Below are 17,448 nucleotides of genomic sequence, written 5' to 3' on the forward strand. Positions count from 1 at the left end.
GCTAGCCCTCCCCGAGGAAGCGCAGCACGGCCAGCACCCGCCGGTGGGTGGCGTCGGCGGCCGGCAGGTCCAGCTTGGTGAAGATGCTGCTGATGTGCTTGGCCACCGCGCTGTCGCTGACCACCAGCGCCTCGGCGATCGCCGCGTTCGAGTGGCCCTCCGCCATCAGCTTGAGCACGTCGCGCTCCCGCGGGGTCAGCTTCTCCAGCGGATCGCGGTGGCGGCGCACCAGCAGCTGGGCGACCACCTCGGGGTCCAGCGCCGTGCCGCCGGCGGCCACCCGCTGCAGGGCGTCCACGAAGTCGTCCACGTTGGCCACCCGCTCCTTGAGCAGGTAGCCCACGCCGCTGGTGTTGGAGGAGAGCAGATCGGCCGCGTACCGCTCCTCCACGTACTGGGAGAGCAGCAGCATCGCGATCTGCGGCCACTGGCGACGTATCAGCAGCGCCGCCCGGACGCCCTCGTCGGTGAAGCCGGGAGGCATCCGCACGTCCGTCACCACCACCTGCGGCTGGTGTTCCTCGACGGCGGCCAGCAGCGCCTCGGCGTCCCCGACGGCGGCGGCCACCTCGTAGCCCACCGCCTCCAGGACCTTGACCAGCCCGACCCGCAGCAGGACCGAGTCCTCGGCGATCACAGCTCGCACGGCAACTCCACAGTGATGATGGTGGGACCCCCGAAGGGGCTGCTGATGGTCAGGGTGCCGTCCACCGAAGCGGCGCGCTTGCGCAGCCCGGTCAGGCCGGTCCCCCGGGACGCGTCGGCGCCGCCCACGCCGTCGTCGCGGATCACTATCCGCAGCTGCGGACCCCGCTGGCGGACCGACAGGTCGACCCGGGAGGCACCGGCGTGCTTGGCCACGTTGGCCAGCGCCTCGGAGACCACGAAGTAGGCGACCGCCTCGACGGTGGGCGCCACCGGGGCCGGCAGGTCGACCTCCAGGCGCACCGGCAGCGGGGCGCGGGCCGCGATGCCGGAGAGCGCCGCGTCCAGGCCGCGGTCCTCCAGCACCACCGGGTGCAGGCCGCGGACCAGATCGCGGAGCTCGGCGATGGCCGCCTGCGCCTCCTCGTGCGCCTCGACGATCACCCGCATCGCCTCCGGCGGCACGTCCTTGAGCGTCTTGCGGGCCAGGCCCAGGTTCATCGCGAGCGAGACCAGCCGCTGCTGGGCGCCGTCGTGCAGGTCGCGTTCGATCCGGCGGCGCTCGGCGTCGGCGGCGTCCACCACGCCGGCCCGGCTCTCCGCCAGGTCCTCCACCCGGCGCTCCAGCTCGTGTGCCCGGCTGGGCCCGAGCAGCGCGCGGGCGGCCCGCCGGTCCATCCGGGCCACTCGGACGAGCAGCCAGGGGCCCGCGAAGAGCAGGGCCACCCCGACCGCGGTGAAGAGCAGGTCGTTGACCGAGGTCCTGGTGGTGTCGCGGACCAGGTTGCCGCGCGGCACCAGCGCGTGCCAGGCGAAGACGGTGGACATGGTCAGCCCCGCCCCGACGCTGATCAGCCCCAGCAGGCCGAACAGGGCCAGGCTCGGGCCGATCAGCACGTGGTAGCCGGCCTGGCGCCAGGTCGACTCCGAGCGGAACCAGGCCAGCAGGCGCATCGGCGCCGGGGTGCCGGGCGGTGCCAGCGGCGGGTGCGGACGGATCTCCAGGTCGCCCAGGGCCCGGAAGCGGCCGCGCTGGGCGAGGGTCAGGGCCGGCAGGAAGAGCAGCAGCAGCACGATGAGCGCGACGAGCAGCTTGGTCAGCGTGACCAGGAGGAGCAGCGGGATCAGGAACGGCAGGCCGGCGGCGACCAGCCGCAGCTCGCACAGGGCCATGGCGGACCAGGGCGCGATGTGCGCGGGGCGCGGGGCGGGCGCGGGACGCTCGTCCCGGCGGGCGTCGGGGTCCGCGTCCGGTCCTGCGTCGGGGTCTGCGGTGCGTCCTGGGCCGGGTCCTGCGCCGGGTCCTGCGCTGGGTCCGCTGTGCTGCTGATCGGCGCTGTGGTCGGAGAGCCAGGCCAGGCTCGGGTGCGCCGTCCCCCGGCGGATCTTCTCGCGCAGTCGGCGCAGCCCGCTGGTCCTGATCACGTCGGACAGCTTAGGGGGACGCTCCGGCGGCAGTCAGTGCAGTGGGGTGCCGGTGGGGGGTGTAGCTAGGTACACCCCCAAGACGGGACCCCACGCCACAGACCCGGGCCGCCGGAACCGGCAGGCTTGGGACTGTCGGAAAGCGGAGGACGGACGGCGGATGGCGACGAGCCACGTGGTGGTCCTGATGAACGGGGTGGCACGGATGAACGCGACGCGCGAAGCCCGGCCGGCGGCGGGCGGGCGGAACCCCGCCATGACCTGGCCCGCCGAGGGGCCGTGGTCGGTCCGCCTGGCCACCGGCCGCGCCGGGCGCCCGGCGCTGGAGGTCTACGAGCACGGCGAACTGCTCGACGTGCTGGTGACCAGCACGCTCGGTGGCCAACTGCTGCGCGGCGCCCGCCGCGCCGTCGACGGGGAGCAGCCGAGCGGCCTCGCCTGGGGGCGGCTGGACGCGACCGGGCGGCTGCCCGAGGTCGTCTTCGCCAGCGGCCGGCTGCGGCCCCTGTGGCGCGCGGCCGAACTGCGGGAGCTCGACGGCGGCTTCTGGCTGGCCACCGCGCCGGGGCCGCTGGCGGGCGTGGTGGCCAGCTGGGCGGACGGGCGGCGGGAGCGGCTGCGACCGTCCCGGGCGTACTGAGGTACCTGAGTCATCTGAGTTGTCTGAGCTGTCTGTGGTGGCCCGACGCGGCCGACCGCACCGACGCACCGGGGGGATCGCGATGAGTACCAGGATCAAGCACCTGCACATCGCGCTGCTCGGCGGCGCCGGCCTGGCGCTGCTGCCGTGGATCGTCGTGCTGGCGCTGACCCTGCACCACGCGGCCGGCTGGGTCGTCCTGGACGTCGCCGAGGCCGCCGCGCTGCTCGGCGCGGCCCGGCTGCTGCGCACCGGCCACCGCCTGCACCGACCGGTCGCCGCGCTGGCCGCCGTCCTGCTGCTGGCCGACGCCGGGTGGGACGTCGGCACGGCGGGCGCCCGGTCGGCGCTGCTGGTCGCGCTCGCGATGGCGGTGCTCGCCGAGCTGCCGCTGGCGGCGCTCTGCGCGGGGCTGGCGCTGCGGGGGTCGGCGCCGTGCCGCCCGGCGGTCGCGGGCCGGCCGACCGCCGATCACTACGCGCTGGCCCTGGCGGCCTGAGCCGGGAGTGGAGGGACGCCAGCGGGGAAGCGCACGCGTTTCGCAAGCGCCGGTGCAATGTTACTGAATAGTCATCCAATGGTCCGTCCAGGTTGTTCCGCTCACGACAGCGACCCGCCATCATGAGCCACCGGCCGCGCCGTTCGTCGAGTACGTGGCCCCCAACCCACCACTCCTGGACGGACGATGAAGACGTTCGCGACCCGCGCCACAGCCACCGGCGCCGCACTGTTCTCGCTGCTGGCCTGGTCGACCGGCACCGGTGCGGCCACCGCGCCGGACGCCGCCACCACGGCAACCGCTGCCGCCGCCCGCCCGGCGGTGCTGACCGGCCGTCAGCTCGCCGACTCGTGGACCGGCCCGCTGAGCACCAAGGGCCGGTACATCGTGGACGCCAACGGGCAGCGGTTCAAGCTGATGTCCGGCAACTGGGAAGGCGCGCAAGGCACCTGGACCGGCAGCGGGGACGTCGACGACCCGGCGAACAACGAGCACGGCGAGCCCTCGAACAACATGCCGCTGGGCCTGGACCGGGCGCCGATCGCCACCATCCTGGCCGGGTTCCACAGCCTGGGCATCAACAGCATCCGGCTGCCGTTCTCCAATGCGCTGATCCACAACACCACTCCGGTGCCGGACGCGTCGGTCGCCGCCAACCCGCAGCTGCGCGGCGACACCCCGCTGCAGGTCTACGACGCCGTGGTGGCCGCGCTGACCGGTGACGGCTTCGCGGTGATCCTCAACAACCACACCACCACGGCTCGCTGGTGCTGCGGCCTGGACGGCAACGAGCGCTGGAACAGCGGCCAGACCACCCAGCAGTGGGAGGCCGACTGGCTGTTCATGGTGCGGCGCTACCAGTCCAACAAGCGCGTGGTCGGTGCCGACCTGCGCAACGAGGTGCGCCGCGACGTCACCGACGACCCCAACTGGGGCTGGGGCGACGACCATGACGAGAACGCCGCCTTCGAGGAGGCCGGCAACCAGATCCTCCAGGCCGACCCGGACATGCTGATCATCATGGAGGGCATCAACTGGACCGGTATCCCGCTGAACGGGCTGCCGCACGGACGGCCGATGCTGACCCCGGTCGCCACCCTCTCCAACACCCTGATCGAGTCGAACAAGCTGGTCTACTCGGCGCACTTCTACTCCTACACCGGCCCCGCCAACTCCGGTGCGAGCAGCGGCCTGGGCGTCACCAGCGACCCGCGCTACGAGGACTTCACGCCCGCCCAGCTCGCCCAAGTGGTCAACCAGGAGGCGCTGTTCGTCACCCAGTCGGGCCAGCACTTCACCGCGCCGGTCTGGGTGAGCGAGTTCGGCGCGGCCGGACGCGGCGAGAGCGACCCCAAGGAGGTCACCTGGTTCGACAGCTTCACCGACATCCTGGCCGCCAACGACACCGACTTCGCGATCTGGCCGCTGGTCGGCTGGACCGACAGCACCGGTGCGCCGATGGACAACTGGGCCATGCTCTCGTACGACGCCAACGGCAACCAGCTGAGCGTCAACGACCCCGGTGACTGGCGCGCCGCCGACTGGAACAAGCTGGTCACCGCGCCAAGCCTGACCGGCCCGGTGCCGGACGTGAACCACTGGAACATGCTCGACCTCGACCACACCGACTACGACGTCTCGGCGGCCATGCTCGCGCTGCCCGACTGGGACTCCGGCGCCCGCAAGGGCGCCTGCCCCGACAGTGAGCGCCTGACGGGCCTGGGCCGCAGCAGCAGCCGGGGCCTGTGCACGGACGCCGGCGAGCCCGCGAAGAGCGGGGCGCCGAACGTGGTGGTCACCGACGAGCGGTACGTCACGGACGGCGACTGGGCGGTGGGGTACAACAAACTGCAGTGCCCCGACGGCGACTTCGCGGTGGGTTACAGCGTGCGCGGCGGCGCGATGTCCTCGCTGCTCTGCGCGCCCGCCGCGCAGGCGCTGCCGGGCGGCGGGCGGGACGTCTGGTTCGACCACGGCGACAACCGGCCGAGCAGCGGCGGGTCCAGCGGCAGCGACTGGGCCTCCGGGGACTACAAGGGGCAGTGCGGCGACAACGAGTACGTGGCGGGTGTCGCGTACACCTGGCAGTGGGTGCAGGAGGGCGTCCCAGACGCCCTGCTCTGCCGGCCACTGAGCTGATGTCCCCTATTTCGAAGGTTTTCTGACGTCTGGTCAGTTGAGCGGCGCGGCCGACCGGGGAACCGGGAAGCTGCGCCGCATTACCGCGTCGAAGGCGGCGTCCGGCAGCAGCCGCCGGGCGGTCATCACCACCCGCGAGAGCCCGCCGATCGCATACCGGGCGCGCGGCCGGGCCGTGGTGGCCGCCCGCACGATGACCCGGGTGGCCGCCTCGGCGGACACCGCGCCGCCTCGCCGGGTGAAGCTCTTGTGGGCGTACATGTCGGCGAGTTCGGCGCGGAAGCTGCCGTACGGGTCGTCGGCAGCCGGCGCTGTGTGCATGGTGTCCACCGCCGTGCCCGCGAACTCGGTGATGGTGGGCCCGGGTTGGACCACCACCACGTCGATCCCGAACGGCGCCACCTCGAGGCGCAGCGAGTCGCTGATCGCCTCCACCGCGTGCTTGCTGGCGTGGTAGAAGGCCCCGCCAGGCGGCGAGAACCGGCCGGCCATCGAGGAGATGTTGACGATCCGGCCGCGTCCGGCCGCCCGCATGCCCGGCAGCACCAGCTGGGTCAGCCGGACCAGCCCGAACACGTTGGTGTCGAACTGCGCCCGCACCTCGGCCGGTTCGGCCGACTCGACGGGCTGGTGCAGCCCGTACGCCGCGTTGTTGACCAGCAGCTCGACCGCGCCGTGCCGCTGCTCGATCTCCCGCACGGCGGCGACCATCGAGGCCTCGTCCGTGACGTCCAGCGCGAGGGTGTGCAACCCCTGGGCGGCCAGGTCGGCGATCGACTCCGGGCGGCGCGCGGTGGCGTACACCCGGTGGCCCAGGCGGTGCAGCGCCAGCGCCGTCTGCCGGCCCATGCCGGAGGAGCAGCCGGTGATCAGGACGGTCTTCGCACTCAATTCAGGAGTCCTTTGCGCTGAGGAGGGACCAGACGGCCTGCTCGGCCCGGTCGCGTTCGGCCTGGGGCAGATCGGTGACGGCGGCGGGCCGGATCGCCCGCAGCAGTCCGGCGAAGGCGCCGAGCGCCAGCGCTACCAGGAGCTGCGGCTCGCCCTCGCGGATCGCCCCGGCCTGCTGGCCACGTGCGATGAAGTCCGCTGCCAGCTGGTCGAGTTCGGCGGCCAGCGCCCGGCTCTCGGCGTCCAGGAAGGTGTCGTGCTGCTGGTGCTCCAGGAACGCGAAGGCGGCCGGTCGGCTGCCCGCGAACCGGGTGAACCCGGCCCAGAACTGCCCGAACTCGCCCCTGATCGACTCGGCGGGGGCCGCCGTCGCGGCGGCGAGGTGGGCGATCAGGTCGCGCTTGGCGTCCTGGAAGGCCGCGTTGCCGAGCGCTTCCTTGCTGGGGAAGTACCGGTAGATGCTGCCCACCCCGACCCCGGCGCGCGCCGCGACGGCGGGCATCTGGGCGCCCTCGTAGGTGCGGTCGGCGAACAGCGCGATGGCGGCGTCCAGGAGGAGCTGGGCGGTGTCTTGGTGTCGGGGCACGGAATGAATGTTCATTCCGGACGCCGTGGATGTCAAGCGTCCGGGGTCCACCACCGCTGCTGCGGACCGGACCCGGGACCGGGGTCCTGGTCCGGGTGCCACGGGGGTCCCTGGTCCCCTGCGCGATCTCGTCCCGCGCTCGGAGGAGAAGGCACCGGCCGGGTGATGAGCTGAGGATCGACCAGGAATCCCCGGCAGCTTCCGAGTTCGTCACCGATGCCGGCTGTTCGAGTTGAGGAGTGATCGGCATGACCGAGAACACGACGGTAGGGCGACGCCCGCTGCTGATGGCGGCAGCGGCCACGGTGGGTGCACTGCTGGTCCCCACGCCGGCCTACGCGGCCCAGCAGACCCCGGCGCCCGCCCCGGCGCAGCCTGACGGCCAGGACCTGGTCCGCGCCCTCGATCGGGCGGCCCACCCGCTGCGGTCGACGGCGCCGGGCCCGGACATGGCCGACCTGCGCCCCCTGGGGACGATGATCGGCAACGCCACGGTGGTGGGCCTGGGCGAGGCCACGCACGGGTCGCACGAGTTCTTCACCCTGAAGGAGCGGGTCTTCCGGTATCTCGTCGAGGAGAAGGGCTTCACCACCTTCGCCCTGGAGATCGGCTGGCCGTCGGGACTGCTGATCGACGACTACATCCAGAGCGGCCGTGGCGACGCGCGCCAGGTCGTGCAACAGGCCCTGGGCGGATCGCCGTTCGGGCGCGAGGAGTTCCTGCACCTGGTCGAGTGGATGCGGGACCACAACCGGCGCCGCCCCGGCCAACGGGTCCACTTCATGGGCGACGACATCGCCGCTCCCCGGATGGGCGACGAATTCTTCCAGCGGGTGACGGGCTACGTCGGCCGGACCTACCCGCAGCTGCTGGCGCGCTTCACCGAGCTCTACACTGGCCTGCGCCCGCTGGACGACGTCTTCGCCTACCTGAAGCAGGTACCGCAGGCGGACCGGCAGCGGCTGGCGGCCAACGCCCAGCAGGCCCTGGATCTGCTGGCAGGCCAACCAGGCGCGGGCGGCGAGGAGTTCGAGTGGACGGTGCAGCACGCCCGGTCCATCGCGCAGACCGCCGCGTTCCTCGCCCACGACTTGGGCAATCCCGCGGAGGTGACCGCCGCGGAGCTCTACCGCGACCAGCTGATGGCCGACAACATCATCTGGTGGCAAAGGCACACCGGCCACCGGATGATGCTGTCGGCGCACGACCAGCACGTGTCCTATGTGACCGCCCAGCCCGAGGAGTACCCGAAGATGCAGGGCGCGTTCCTGCGCGACACGCTCGGCAGCGCCTACCTCGCCATCGGAACCACCTTCGACCAGGGCTCCTTCCTGTCGGAGGCCCAGAGCCTGGACGGCTCGTGGCAGAAGTACACGGCGGACGCGGCCCCTTCCGGCAGCAATGAGTACACCCTCGCGCAGGTCCGCTACCCCGACTTCTACCTCGACACCCGCAACGCCCCGGCCCCGGCCCGCGCCTGGCTGCGCACCGCCCGCCCGACCCGCCAGATCGGCACCCAGTACCCCTGCCCGCTCGAAGACGTCGCGCTCGGCTTGTCCTTCGACCTCCTCGTCCACCTCCACCAGGTACGGGAGGCCGACCTGCTGCGCTGACATGCGGGTGGGGTGCCGGTACGGTTTCGTACCGGCACCCCACCCGGGGCCTACTGGTCCAACTGGCTTGCGAGGAACCGGATCAGCGGATCAGAAGCCGGCGAGGCCGTTGGGCGTGCCCAGGCCGGTCGGGCCGTCCCAGCCGGGGCCGGAGATGCAGAGCACGGTGCAGCCGCTGTTCGCCGGGGCGTTCTGGCCGATGGTGACGTCGTTGAACGTCGAGGAGGGCGCGGCGTAGAGGGTGTTGGGGCCCTCGACGTTCGTCAGGTTGCCGCCCCGGGCGTACAGGCCGGCGATGTACGGGCTGGACTGGCTGGTGCCGCCCACCGTGAGCCAGGTCTGGGCCGCGCCGGAGAAGGGGGTGTAGTCGTCGTAGATGGCCGCACCCGTGGTCGGGTCGGCGTCGGCGGCGATGTCCGAACCGGCGCGGTGGCCGGCGCAGTTGGCCGAGACGCTGGTGGGCTGGCCGAGCGCCGGCGGGAGTTCGGCGGCGCAGCCGCTGCCGGAGCCGTCCCAGGCGGTCTCGGTGTAGCCGTTGTGCCCGGCGCCGGGCGTGCGGTACAGCGCGGTGCCACCGACGGAGGTGACGGTGGGCAGGTTCTGCGGCCAGCCGGAGGGCGTGCCCTCGTAGCCGCCGTCACCCGAGGAGGCCGTGATCGCCATGCCGGGGTGGAAGAAGTCGCGGGCCGCCTGCCCGAGGTCGAGCGTCGCGTCCGGGGCGAACTGGTAGCTGACGCTGGCCGCCGAGGCCCCGAGCTTCGCCGCCGTGTCCATCCCGACGCCGAAGTCCTCGGCCGCCTGGTCCTGACTGGTCGTCATGTCCCGGTTGATGGTCAACTCCAGGATGTGGCAGGTCGGGCAGGCCGCGGAGGCCATGTCGACGTCCAGCGCGGTCTCGACGCCGACCTGCTCGTCGAAGTTCTTCTCGTCGGCCGTCGTGCCGGCGGCGAGCGGCGCTCCGCCGTGCTCGTTGACCTGCTTGAAGCAGCCGTTGGCCGTGGTGCAGGCGGGCAGGCCGTACTGCGTCCGGTAGGCGTTGAGGTCGGCTTCCAGGGTCGGGAACGCGCCCTCGTCCAGGATCGCGATGGTGTTGGCCGGGCCGACGTTGGCGGCCGGCAGGTTGTACGCGGCGGCGAAGTCCGCCGGCCCGTACCCGGCCGGAGCGCTGGTCACCAGGGGCTTGGCCGAGCCGTGCGCCACGGTGACCACCTGGGCCATGCAGCGCCCCCGCGCGATGCCGGCACAGGCCTGGGTCACGCCCCGGTTGGCCAGTTGGGGGCTGGGCAGGGTGGCCGCCGCACCGACGTTGGGGCTCGCGGCGTTCGCGGTGCCCTGCGCCTGCGCGGCGGTGGCCGGCAGGACGACGGGTGCTACGCCTAACGCGGCGACCGCCACTGCCGCCAGGGCGGCCTTACGGAAGTTCATCGAAGAGGTTCCTCTCACCAGGCGCGCGGCGGGGGCCCGCCGTGCGCTAGCCCGAAATGCCGACTGTCATGATCGCGTCAAGAGCTCGTTCGGGACGATGCTCGCGCGATCAGAACGCCGCTGACACGTGACACGTGGTGCACTGGAGGTTCGATGGAAACCGGCACTCCGGCGATCGGCGGGGCCCGGCCCGGTTCGCGCGGCAGGCAGGATCGCCGATCGCCGCACATCGGTCGGGCACTGCCACTCGCTGGCTGATGGACCGTCAGCATGGGTCTGCGCAAGGGCGCACGCGATACCCGGGCGTGAATTGATGTGTCCATGGGTGAAGTGCCGGTTGCAACATTCACACCACGGGACCGGCCGCGTCAATAGGCGTCACAACGGACGCAGGGGAACGCGGCGGACTCCCCCCAGCGGGCGCGAGGCGTCAGCGGGCTGGGGGTGGGGCGTCAGGCGTGGGGCAGGTAGCCGGACTTGAGGCCGGCGATGAACGCGGCGAAGGCGTCAGCCGAGAACGTCAGGGCCGGACCGTGCGGGTCCTTGCTGTCGCGGATGGGGGCAACGCCAGCAATGTCTTCGGCCACCTCGACACACTCGCCAGTGGAGTTGCTGTAGCTGCTCTTGCACCACTGCATAGTCAGGCCTCCCTGAAAGTACCGGACTTGATGCTCGCAACGAAGGCCGCGAATGCGTCGGCCGAGAACGTCAGAGCCGGGCCGTGCGGGTCCTTGCTGTCGCGGATCGGCGTGACAGCGCTCAAGCCGCCAGCCACCTCCACGCAGTCCCCGCCGTTGCTGCTGCTGTAACTGCTCTTGCGCCAGACTGGAGTCACAATGGTCATCTCAGTTCCTTCATGGCATCGGCGATCACGTCGATCGACGCGGCGGGCGAAAGAGCAAGCCCCATGAGGAGATCATAGAGCCGCCGAGCTGCCTTGACGTCAGAAGGATCGGTCAGGATCTGCCCCTGTCGGAAGCTGTCGGCGTAGACAACCCCCGGCCCCTCATCGAGCGTGAGGACGGTGAACGGACCCTCCGAGCCAGCTGGACCAGCACTCATCGGGAGGATCTGAAGTACCGTGCTGGGCACGGACGCAGCTTCAATCAAGCGTTCGAACTGCGCCCGCATGATCCGTGAACTCCCGACTGGCCGCCTCAGGACATACTCATCCAGCACGATCCACAGCTCGGGAGGCGTGTCTCGCTGAAGGATCAGTTGCCGGGCCATTCGGGCAGCCACCCGCTCCTCTTGCTCCTCCACGGCGAGTCGTGCGCCAGCGAACACCGCTCGCGCGTACTCCTCGGTCTGCAAGAGGCCTGGTACCAGCTGGAGCTGGAGCGACCGGATCGCCGCCGCTTCCTCCTCGAGCTCCACCCACGGCCTGAACCACGCCGGGTACGCGTACCTGATCACCAACTTCCACAAGTTCTGGAAGTGCTCCCCCGTCCCGAACGTCACGTCCGCCAGCACCGACAGTTCCTTCGTCGGCAGCCGCGTCGCCGACTCGATCTTGTTGAGCAGCGACGGCGCGATCAGCGCCATCTTCGCGAACGTCCGCTGGTTGATCCCGCTCGCCTCCCGCTTCCTTCGCAGGTCGGTGGCATAGAAGTTGAGGACGGATTCGGTGGGGTCGAGTTCGTTTGCCCGCGTCATGGCGTGCCCCCAAAGGGATGCAGGAGGCGCTTCGATCACGCCTCGCCGGAGGATCGTAACTACGCAGGGCAACCCGAACCCCACGTTCCGCGAGATACGTCCCCCGAACGAGTGGCGCTCCACCGCCTGAAACGTTGAAACGGCCGCTGTCAACGCCTCCGGACCCCAAACCACGCTTCAAGCCCGCCAACTTGATGCACAGTCACTTCCATGAGCAACCTCTCTCCTCTCCAGCGTCAGGCCAAGCCGCACCGCGAAGCCGCCGAGGCCGCCCTGGCACGCCTCCGCGCCGCCCTCGAAGCTGCCGGGATCACCCTCCCCTCGCTCGGTCTCGACCAGCAATACCCGTTCACCGGAACGGTGTTGATCGAGCTGGGTGCCGCCAGACCGGACATCGTGGAAGCCCTGGCCGCGGCCATCCTGCGCGGGCTGGCCCACCCGCACTGCCGCCTGCCCTGAGCACCCTCACCCGCCTCCGCCGCCTGCTGCCCCCCTACTTCCGAGCGCAACCCGCCTGCCCCCTCGGCTGGCCGAACTGCCCTCTCTGCAAAGGGAGATGAACCAATGAACCGCCAGACCGCGATCAGCGCCATGACGCTCCAGGTCTACCGGATCACCAGTACCGGCGAGCGCGTCGACCTCGCCCAGCGCACCATCACCCTCACCACACCCGCCGACGTCGAGATCGACAGCACCTGGCCGCCCTGCCGCTGCCCCCGCTGCCCACCGCCCATTCCGCCGGACCCGCTCCGCTGGTGACCGAAAATCGCCTACCGACCTGAGACCGCTGCGGTGTTCCCTCGCGCCGTGGTCAGTGCTGATCACCGCCGCGGGCGAAGTGCGGCAGCACCATCGCGACCAGGGCGTCGACATCGGCATCGACCATCGGTTCGCCGGTCATGCCCATCCGGTGGAGCAGAGTGCCGACAACGGCATCGATGAAGAACAGGACCCTGTTCTCCGGCTCGTCGAGCGCGTCCTGGAGGGCGAGCCGATAGGGGTCCTGCAACCGTGCGGAGAGGATCCCGCGCAGGGCCGGGTCGCTGACGGCGTCGCTGAACACGCCCGCGAACATGTCGCCCACCCCGGGCTCGCCGATCTTCGCCGCGATCCAGCGGATGACCGAGGCCAGGAGCTCGGCCCGATCGGCGCCCTCCTCCAGCGGCACCGGGCCGAACGCGTCGAGGAGGCAGTCCACGATCAGCGCGCCCTTCGACGGCCAGCGGCGGTAGATCGTCGTCTTCGCGATGCCGGCCGCGGCGGCGATGCGCTCGACCGTGGCGCGCGCGTAGCCGAGTTCTTGGACGGTGCTCAGCGTTGCTGTGAAGACCTCGGCGTCGACGCCGGTGCGCGGGCGTCCGGGCGGTCGGGCGGAGGAAGGCGTTCGAGTCATTCCCTCACCATAGCCAGTTCCGCTACCTTAGGTATCGATACCTTAGGTAGCGGAATCATCCGGGGTGAGGAGAAGGCATGAGCGGGGACAGTGGTGCGCGGCAGCCGTCGGCGAGCAGCAGCGGGTTGCGGCAGCAGGCGTTAGGGGGTGAGCCGGACTGGTCGGCGATGACCGCCGAGGAGCTGGCCGCCTACCGCGAGGCGGAGAACCGCAGGCGGGCGTCGCCCGCGATGCGGGCGATCACCGGGATGCCGGATCCCGGTGCCGCGATCGACTGGCAGGAGCTGGCCCTACCCGGCCGCCGTCTGCCGGTCCGGGTCCACCGGCCAGTGCGCGAGCGCGGCGCCGACCGGGACGCGGCTCTGCCTCTCGTACTCCACGTCCACGGCGGCGGGTTCGTCGGTACGGCGGTGCAGAGCGACTGGATCAACAGCCGGCTCGCCGCCCAGCTGCCGGCCCTTGTCGTCTCGGTCGAGCACCGCCTGCTCGCCCCGGACACCCCGTTGTCGGCCGCCGCCGACGACGGCTGGGACTCGCTCGACCACCTGGTGCGGCACGCCGACGACTGGGGCATCGACCCGACGCGCATCGCCGTCTTCGGTGAGAGCTGCGGCGCACTGATCACCGCCCTGGCCGCGATCCGCGCCAGGCAGGCCGGCCTGCAACTGCGGGCGCAGGTGCTGGTCAACCCCGTCGTGGACGTGACCGGGACGATGCTCGACCACCCCTCGGTCACCGAGCACGCCCACAGCCCAACCCTGACCGTTCCCCAACTGCGGCTGCTGCACCGGCTCGCCATCCCCTCGGGAACCGATCCCCGTGCGCTGTCGCCGCTGCTCGCCGGCGATCTCACCGGGCTCGCCCCGGCGCTGGTGGTGGTGCCGACCCATGACCCGTTGGCCGATCACGGCCGCCGCTACGCCGAGCACCTGCGCGCGGCCGGGACGCCCGCGCGGCTGACCGAGTTCCCCGGGGCCACACACGCCTTCGTCAGCATGCCGGCCGTAGTGCCGCAGGCCGAGGCGGCACGGACGGAGATCACCGAGTTCCTCCGCGACGCCCTCGGCCGCCCCTGCGACCGCTGACCATCCGAGTCCGACGGACGGGCCACGGCGTCCGACGGTGACCTGCGGCCCACGCGGCATGCAGGGATCACGTGCAGGTACTCGGCTGCGGCCAAGCGGTGCGGGCGGGCCCGCATCCTGCCGGACGGGTCGGGGAGAGGGCACGGCAGGCTACGGCCTGCCGTGCTCCACTTCTCCCGATCGGCCCTTGCCCCATGCCCGTTGCCCCGGACCGTCCGGTAGCCCCAACTGCCGCCGAGCGCGAGACGGGGCCGCAGCTGGACACGGTGCCCGAAGGGCCTCCGGAGCCGACCACTAAGAAGCGACGAGACTGGGGCCCGAGTTCGGGTGTTCGGCCGCGGACCGTCGGCCGCGTCCCGTCAGGTACCGGCCGCAGGCCACCAGGAGCAGGATCCCGTAGGCGCCGATCTCGGTCCACAGCATCGGAGCCGGGTGGTAGGCGAGGACGTCGCAGAACCAGGGCAGCGTGGCCAGGAGCGCACCGGCGACGGCCGCGGGGTTCGATCGGAGGCGGGCGAGGGCGGCGAGGATCACCGCACCCATCACGATGACGGGCCACGGCGAGCGATCGCCTGGGACGAGTCCCGGCACCCCCAGACTCCAAGCCACCGGCGGCAGCACGATCGCGGCCGCGGTGCCCAGCATCGCCCACCTGCTGCGGAGCGAGAGCGGCTGCAGGTCGGGCGGTGCGCACAGCAGCAGCACGATGACCAGTGCGAGGAACGGGACCCGCGCGGGCGCGGGGTTCGACAGCTGCACCAGGACAGGGCCGCCAGCACCGAACGCGATCCGCGCGACGTGCGGCCCCAGGGCGACCGCCGACGCCACCAGCAGCGCCGCGCTGCCGACCAGGGCCAACAGCCTTGCCCAGGTCCAGCGTCCGGCGACGGCGCAGAGCAGGGCGAGCGCCGACAGCGCGTTGAACACGACGCTGAACGGCCGCAGCGCCGCGGACTCGGGCGTGTAGATGGTCGGGACGAGGCCGATCAGGGCCGAAGCGGCGGTGCCGACCAGCACGTACGGCGCGGCGGCACCCAGTGCCCTTCCTGCCGGAGTGGCGGACGTGACGCCCAGCCGGACCCGGGTCGCGTGCCCGAACAGGTCGAAGGTCTCCCGTGCGCGGGCCACCCGCCCGCCGGCCGCTTCCCGAGCCTCCTGGTGGAGCGCCGCGATCTCCTCGCCGTGCTGCTGCCAGTACGCGGCGGGGTAGAGGCGCCGCAGCCGGCCGGCGGCCGGGGGCTCGGTGGAGTGCTGCGGGTTCACGCGAAGGATTCCTTCCCACGGGACATGAAGGGGCCGGCGAGGCGGCGTTCGACTTCCGCGGCGGCGGAGCGCAGGCGCTGGGCCTCGGCCGCGAGCACCACCCGCCCTTGCCCGGTCAGGCGGTAGCTGCGGCGGAGCCTGCCCGCCACGGTCTCCTCGCTGTGCACCTCGATGAGGTCTTCCAGGACGAGACGTTCCAGGGCGCCGTACAGGGTGCCGGTGCGCAGTCGCACCCTCCCCTGAGAGATCGCCAGGACCTCCTGGACGATGGCGTATCCGTGTCGCGGCTGGTCGGCCAGGACCGTCAGCATGAGCAGGGTCGGTTCCTGCAGTGCGCGCTGCGTCATGACCCGAAGCATAGGTAGGTCGCCGACCTATACACAACCCCCGGGTCGCCCAGGGCCGTCCGGCCGATGAGGGTCTGTCAGACCACTGCCGGAGCGTTCTCCGTCGCCAGCTTCACCGCCAACCCGCCCAGCACCGTGCCCATCAGGTAGCGCTGCGCGCGCAGCCAGCCCGGGCGGCGGCCGAGGAAGGCGGCGATGGTGCCGGCGGCGCAGACGATCAGCAGGTTCACCGCCAGGCTGACCCCGATCTGCGCCCCGCCCAGCAGGAAGCCCTGCAGCAGCACGTGCCCGGCCCGGACATCGATGAACTGCGGGATCAGCGACAGGTAGAGGACGGCGATCTTCGGGTTCAGCAGGTTGGTCAGCAGGCCCATCGTGAAGAGGCGGCGCGGCGAGTCGGGCGCCAACTCCCGCGGCGCGAAGGCGGACACCCCGCCGGGCCGGAGCGCCTGCCAGGCGAGCCGGAGCAGGTAGGCGGCCCCGGCCAGCTTGACCGCCAGGTAGAGCGGCGGAACCGCCACGAAGACCACCGAGAGGCCGAGGTTGGCGGCCGTGAGGTAGGCCAGGAAGCCGACCGCGACGCCCGCCAGCGAGATCACCCCGGCGCGCCGTCCCTGCGTGATGCTGCGGGAGACCAGGTACATCATGTTGGGTCCGGGGGTGAGGACCATGCCGAGCGAGACGAGCAGGACACCGAGCAACGCGTTCGTTCCGATCACCGGACCAGGATCGGCCGGGCGGACCGTTCAGCACCAGCGACGATCTCTTCAGAGAACCGGTAAGCGCTGCTGTCCGGTGGCGCACTCGGCGGGCAGTCCGCCGCCGGTCAGCCCCGCGCCAGCCGCTCCAGCCTGGCCCGGCTCTCCGCGTCGCTCGGCGTGTACGTCACCAGGCGGTTCCCCCGTCGCGGGCCGAGCCACATGTTGGTGTAGTCCAGCCAGAGCACGCCGACCTCGGGGTGGTTGAACCCCTTGACGCCGTTGTCGCCCGCCGCCACCTCGTGCCGCTGCCACATCTCCTCGAAGTCCGGTGAGGCCTGGCGCAGTCGGGCGACCAGCGTCTTCCAGGTCGGCTCGGCCACGTGCTCGGCCATCGCCGAGCGCAGCCTGGCCACGGTCTGGCGGCGGGCGCCGTCCACGTCGAGCCAACGCGCCTGGAAGGACTGGTCGGCGAAGAGCTGCCAGATCAGGTTGCGCTCCTCGAAGGGGAGTTGGGAGAAGTCACCGAGCAGCCGGGCGAACATGTCGTTGTGTGCCAGCACGTCGTAGCGGCTGTTGAGCACCCAGGCGGGCAGCGGCGAGAGCTTGTCGAGGATCTCCCGCACCACGGGGGTGACCACCGGGCAGTCCGAACTCGGCGTCGGGTTGCCCGCCCCGGCCAGGATGTAGAGGTGGGTGCGCTCGTTGGGGTCGAGCAGCAGCGCCCGGGAGACCGCCTCCAGCACCTGGCCCGACACCTGGATGTCCCGCCCCTGCTCCAGCCAGGTGTACCAGGTGACCCCGACCGCGGCGAGCTGCGCGACCTCCTCGCGGCGCAGGCCCGGCGTGCGGCGGCGGCCGGTGCTCGGCAGGCCGACCTGCTCGGGCAGGATCCGCTCGCGGCGGCTGCGCAGGAAGGCGGCCAGCTCCTGGCGGCGCACATCGGGCGGCGAGGAGGCCATGGCGGCGGCAGCAGTGCCGGCAGCGGCGCCAACAGGGCTCACGGGGGCGGTCGTCGGCGAGTTCGTGATGCGCATGCGACCAGCATGCGCCTTGCGCTCCCAGCGAGCGACCCTAGTGCCAGGTAGTCCTGATAACAGGATAACGAGACTCTGGTACCAGGTTGTGGAGAGGCGGATCGTA

20 protein-coding genes are annotated in these 17,448 nt (G+C 71.7%); 7 read left to right on the plus strand and 13 right to left on the minus strand.

The features are described 5' to 3' along the window. Position 1: 1 nt before the first annotated feature. Both OG403_RS12335 and OG403_RS12340 read right to left on the minus strand, forming a co-directional pair. Positions 2 to 646 (minus strand): response regulator transcription factor, encoded by a 645-nt coding sequence (locus OG403_RS12335; RefSeq protein WP_329564035.1) that lies wholly within the window; start codon positions 644 to 646, stop codon positions 2 to 4. Then, on the minus strand, positions 634 to 2,070 hold the full coding sequence (locus tag OG403_RS12340) for a sensor histidine kinase (RefSeq protein ID WP_329564037.1): 1,437 nt from the start codon (positions 2,068 to 2,070) through the stop codon (positions 634 to 636). Before OG403_RS12340 ends, OG403_RS12335 begins: the two co-directional genes overlap by 13 nt. A 160-nt stretch (positions 2,071 to 2,230) precedes the next feature. On the opposite strand from OG403_RS12340, the gene OG403_RS12345 reads away from it, so the two are divergent. The 3 genes from OG403_RS12345 (at position 2,231) to OG403_RS12355 (ending at position 5,348) form a co-directional block, all read left to right on the plus strand. Beyond that, a complete protein-coding gene (locus OG403_RS12345) occupies positions 2,231 to 2,710 on the plus strand; it encodes a hypothetical protein (protein ID WP_329564038.1) in 480 nt (159 codons plus the stop codon). A gap of 82 nt (positions 2,711 to 2,792) precedes the next feature. Beyond that, positions 2,793 to 3,209: a hypothetical protein gene (locus tag OG403_RS12350; protein ID WP_329564039.1), complete on the plus strand. Its 417-nt coding sequence runs from the start codon at positions 2,793 to 2,795 to the stop codon at positions 3,207 to 3,209. A 186-nt stretch (positions 3,210 to 3,395) separates the two neighbouring features. Then, on the plus strand, positions 3,396 to 5,348 hold the full coding sequence (locus tag OG403_RS12355; RefSeq protein WP_329564040.1) for a glycoside hydrolase family 5 protein: 1,953 nt from the start codon (positions 3,396 to 3,398) through the stop codon (positions 5,346 to 5,348). Positions 5,349 to 5,381: 33 nt separating this feature from the next. Here the strand turns inward: OG403_RS12355 and OG403_RS12360 are convergent, their stop codons facing one another. Both OG403_RS12360 and OG403_RS12365 read right to left on the minus strand, forming a co-directional pair. Beyond that, positions 5,382 to 6,239, minus strand: a complete 858-nt coding sequence (locus OG403_RS12360) for an SDR family NAD(P)-dependent oxidoreductase (protein WP_329564041.1) — start codon at positions 6,237 to 6,239, stop codon at positions 5,382 to 5,384. A 1-nt stretch (position 6,240) separates the two neighbouring features. Further along, complete coding sequence (locus OG403_RS12365) at positions 6,241 to 6,825, minus strand: TetR/AcrR family transcriptional regulator (RefSeq protein ID WP_329564042.1); 585 nt, start codon at positions 6,823 to 6,825, stop codon at positions 6,241 to 6,243. Positions 6,826 to 7,073: 248 nt separating this feature from the next. Here OG403_RS12365 and OG403_RS12370 point away from each other — a divergent pair, with 248 nt between their 5' ends. Next, on the plus strand, positions 7,074 to 8,438 hold the full coding sequence (locus OG403_RS12370) for an erythromycin esterase family protein (RefSeq protein WP_329564044.1): 1,365 nt from the start codon (positions 7,074 to 7,076) through the stop codon (positions 8,436 to 8,438). A 90-nt stretch (positions 8,439 to 8,528) separates the two neighbouring features. Here the strand turns inward: OG403_RS12370 and OG403_RS12375 are convergent, their stop codons facing one another. The 4 genes from OG403_RS12375 to OG403_RS12390 all read right to left on the minus strand — a co-directional run bounded on the left by OG403_RS12375 (position 8,529) and on the right by OG403_RS12390 (position 11,519). Beyond that, the gene (locus tag OG403_RS12375) at positions 8,529 to 9,863 is read right to left on the minus strand and encodes a S53 family peptidase (protein ID WP_329564046.1); all 1,335 of its coding nucleotides are present in this window, start codon (positions 9,861 to 9,863) and stop codon (positions 8,529 to 8,531) included. 452 nt (positions 9,864 to 10,315) lie between these two features. Further along, positions 10,316 to 10,501 (minus strand): DUF397 domain-containing protein, encoded by a 186-nt coding sequence (locus OG403_RS12380; RefSeq protein WP_329564047.1) that lies wholly within the window; start codon positions 10,499 to 10,501, stop codon positions 10,316 to 10,318. Between the two features lie 2 nt (positions 10,502 to 10,503). Further along, positions 10,504 to 10,707: a DUF397 domain-containing protein gene (locus OG403_RS12385; protein ID WP_329564049.1), complete on the minus strand. Its 204-nt coding sequence runs from the start codon at positions 10,705 to 10,707 to the stop codon at positions 10,504 to 10,506. Then, positions 10,704 to 11,519, minus strand: coding sequence for a helix-turn-helix domain-containing protein (locus tag OG403_RS12390; RefSeq protein ID WP_329564051.1), 816 nt, complete (start codon positions 11,517 to 11,519; stop codon positions 10,704 to 10,706). The genes OG403_RS12385 and OG403_RS12390 overlap by 4 nt, the downstream gene beginning before the upstream one ends. Positions 11,520 to 11,729: 210 nt before the next feature. On the opposite strand from OG403_RS12390, the gene OG403_RS12395 reads away from it, so the two are divergent. Together OG403_RS12395 and OG403_RS12400 are read left to right on the plus strand one after the other, a co-directional pair. Then, positions 11,730 to 11,978, plus strand: a complete 249-nt coding sequence (locus OG403_RS12395) for a hypothetical protein (protein WP_329564053.1) — start codon at positions 11,730 to 11,732, stop codon at positions 11,976 to 11,978. 105 nt (positions 11,979 to 12,083) lie between these two features. Next, positions 12,084 to 12,278, plus strand: a complete 195-nt coding sequence (locus tag OG403_RS12400) for a hypothetical protein (RefSeq protein WP_329564055.1) — start codon at positions 12,084 to 12,086, stop codon at positions 12,276 to 12,278. A 52-nt stretch (positions 12,279 to 12,330) separates the two neighbouring features. On the opposite strand, the gene OG403_RS12405 is transcribed toward OG403_RS12400, so the two are convergent. Next, entirely contained in the window at positions 12,331 to 12,912 is a 582-nt protein-coding gene (locus tag OG403_RS12405) for a TetR/AcrR family transcriptional regulator (protein ID WP_329564057.1), read from the minus strand. A gap of 167 nt (positions 12,913 to 13,079) precedes the next feature. On the opposite strand from OG403_RS12405, the gene OG403_RS12410 reads away from it, so the two are divergent. Then, complete coding sequence (locus OG403_RS12410; protein WP_442911060.1) at positions 13,080 to 13,997, plus strand: alpha/beta hydrolase; 918 nt, start codon at positions 13,080 to 13,082, stop codon at positions 13,995 to 13,997. A 294-nt stretch (positions 13,998 to 14,291) separates the two neighbouring features. On the opposite strand, the gene OG403_RS12415 is transcribed toward OG403_RS12410, so the two are convergent. The 4 genes from OG403_RS12415 to OG403_RS12430 all read right to left on the minus strand — a co-directional run bounded on the left by OG403_RS12415 (position 14,292) and on the right by OG403_RS12430 (position 17,342). Then, on the minus strand, positions 14,292 to 15,260 hold the full coding sequence (locus OG403_RS12415; RefSeq protein ID WP_329564061.1) for a hypothetical protein: 969 nt from the start codon (positions 15,258 to 15,260) through the stop codon (positions 14,292 to 14,294). Continuing rightward, positions 15,257 to 15,607 (minus strand): PadR family transcriptional regulator, encoded by a 351-nt coding sequence (locus tag OG403_RS12420; protein WP_329564062.1) that lies wholly within the window; start codon positions 15,605 to 15,607, stop codon positions 15,257 to 15,259. The genes OG403_RS12415 and OG403_RS12420 overlap by 4 nt, the downstream gene beginning before the upstream one ends. Positions 15,608 to 15,684: 77 nt before the next feature. After that, positions 15,685 to 16,326, minus strand: coding sequence for a LysE family translocator (locus OG403_RS12425; protein WP_329564064.1), 642 nt, complete (start codon positions 16,324 to 16,326; stop codon positions 15,685 to 15,687). Between the two features lie 107 nt (positions 16,327 to 16,433). Then, on the minus strand, positions 16,434 to 17,342 hold the full coding sequence (locus tag OG403_RS12430; protein ID WP_442910904.1) for a helix-turn-helix transcriptional regulator: 909 nt from the start codon (positions 17,340 to 17,342) through the stop codon (positions 16,434 to 16,436). Positions 17,343 to 17,448 lie beyond the last annotated feature (106 nt).

Origin of the sequence: Kitasatospora sp. NBC_01266 (assembly GCF_036242395.1) — a bacterium.
Classification (GTDB): Bacteria; Actinomycetota; Actinomycetes; order Streptomycetales; family Streptomycetaceae; genus Kitasatospora.

Bases quoted from the DNA above. Each gene is read 5' to 3' on its own strand.
- OG403_RS12430 (WP_442910904.1), bottom strand. From the start codon at position 17,342: ATGCGCATCACGAACTCGCCGACGACCGCCCCCGTGAGCCCTGTTGGC.
- OG403_RS12345 (WP_329564038.1), top strand. From the start codon at position 2,231: ATGGCGACGAGCCACGTGGTGGTCCTGATGAACGGGGTGGCACGGATG.
- OG403_RS12410 (WP_442911060.1), top strand. From the start codon at position 13,080: ATGACCGCCGAGGAGCTGGCCGCCTACCGCGAGGCGGAGAACCGCAGG.
- OG403_RS12420 (WP_329564062.1), bottom strand. From the start codon at position 15,607: ATGACGCAGCGCGCACTGCAGGAACCGACCCTGCTCATGCTGACGGTC.
- OG403_RS12350 (WP_329564039.1), top strand. From the start codon at position 2,793: ATGAGTACCAGGATCAAGCACCTGCACATCGCGCTGCTCGGCGGCGCC.
- OG403_RS12380 (WP_329564047.1), bottom strand. From the start codon at position 10,501: ATGCAGTGGTGCAAGAGCAGCTACAGCAACTCCACTGGCGAGTGTGTC.
- OG403_RS12405 (WP_329564057.1), bottom strand. From the start codon at position 12,912: ATGACTCGAACGCCTTCCTCCGCCCGACCGCCCGGACGCCCGCGCACC.
- OG403_RS12355 (WP_329564040.1), top strand. From the start codon at position 3,396: ATGAAGACGTTCGCGACCCGCGCCACAGCCACCGGCGCCGCACTGTTC.
- OG403_RS12395 (WP_329564053.1), top strand. From the start codon at position 11,730: ATGAGCAACCTCTCTCCTCTCCAGCGTCAGGCCAAGCCGCACCGCGAA.
- OG403_RS12400 (WP_329564055.1), top strand. From the start codon at position 12,084: ATGAACCGCCAGACCGCGATCAGCGCCATGACGCTCCAGGTCTACCGG.
- OG403_RS12385 (WP_329564049.1), bottom strand. From the start codon at position 10,707: ATGACCATTGTGACTCCAGTCTGGCGCAAGAGCAGTTACAGCAGCAGC.
- OG403_RS12370 (WP_329564044.1), top strand. From the start codon at position 7,074: ATGACCGAGAACACGACGGTAGGGCGACGCCCGCTGCTGATGGCGGCA.
- OG403_RS12375 (WP_329564046.1), bottom strand. From the start codon at position 9,863: ATGAACTTCCGTAAGGCCGCCCTGGCGGCAGTGGCGGTCGCCGCGTTA.
- OG403_RS12390 (WP_329564051.1), bottom strand. From the start codon at position 11,519: ATGACGCGGGCAAACGAACTCGACCCCACCGAATCCGTCCTCAACTTC.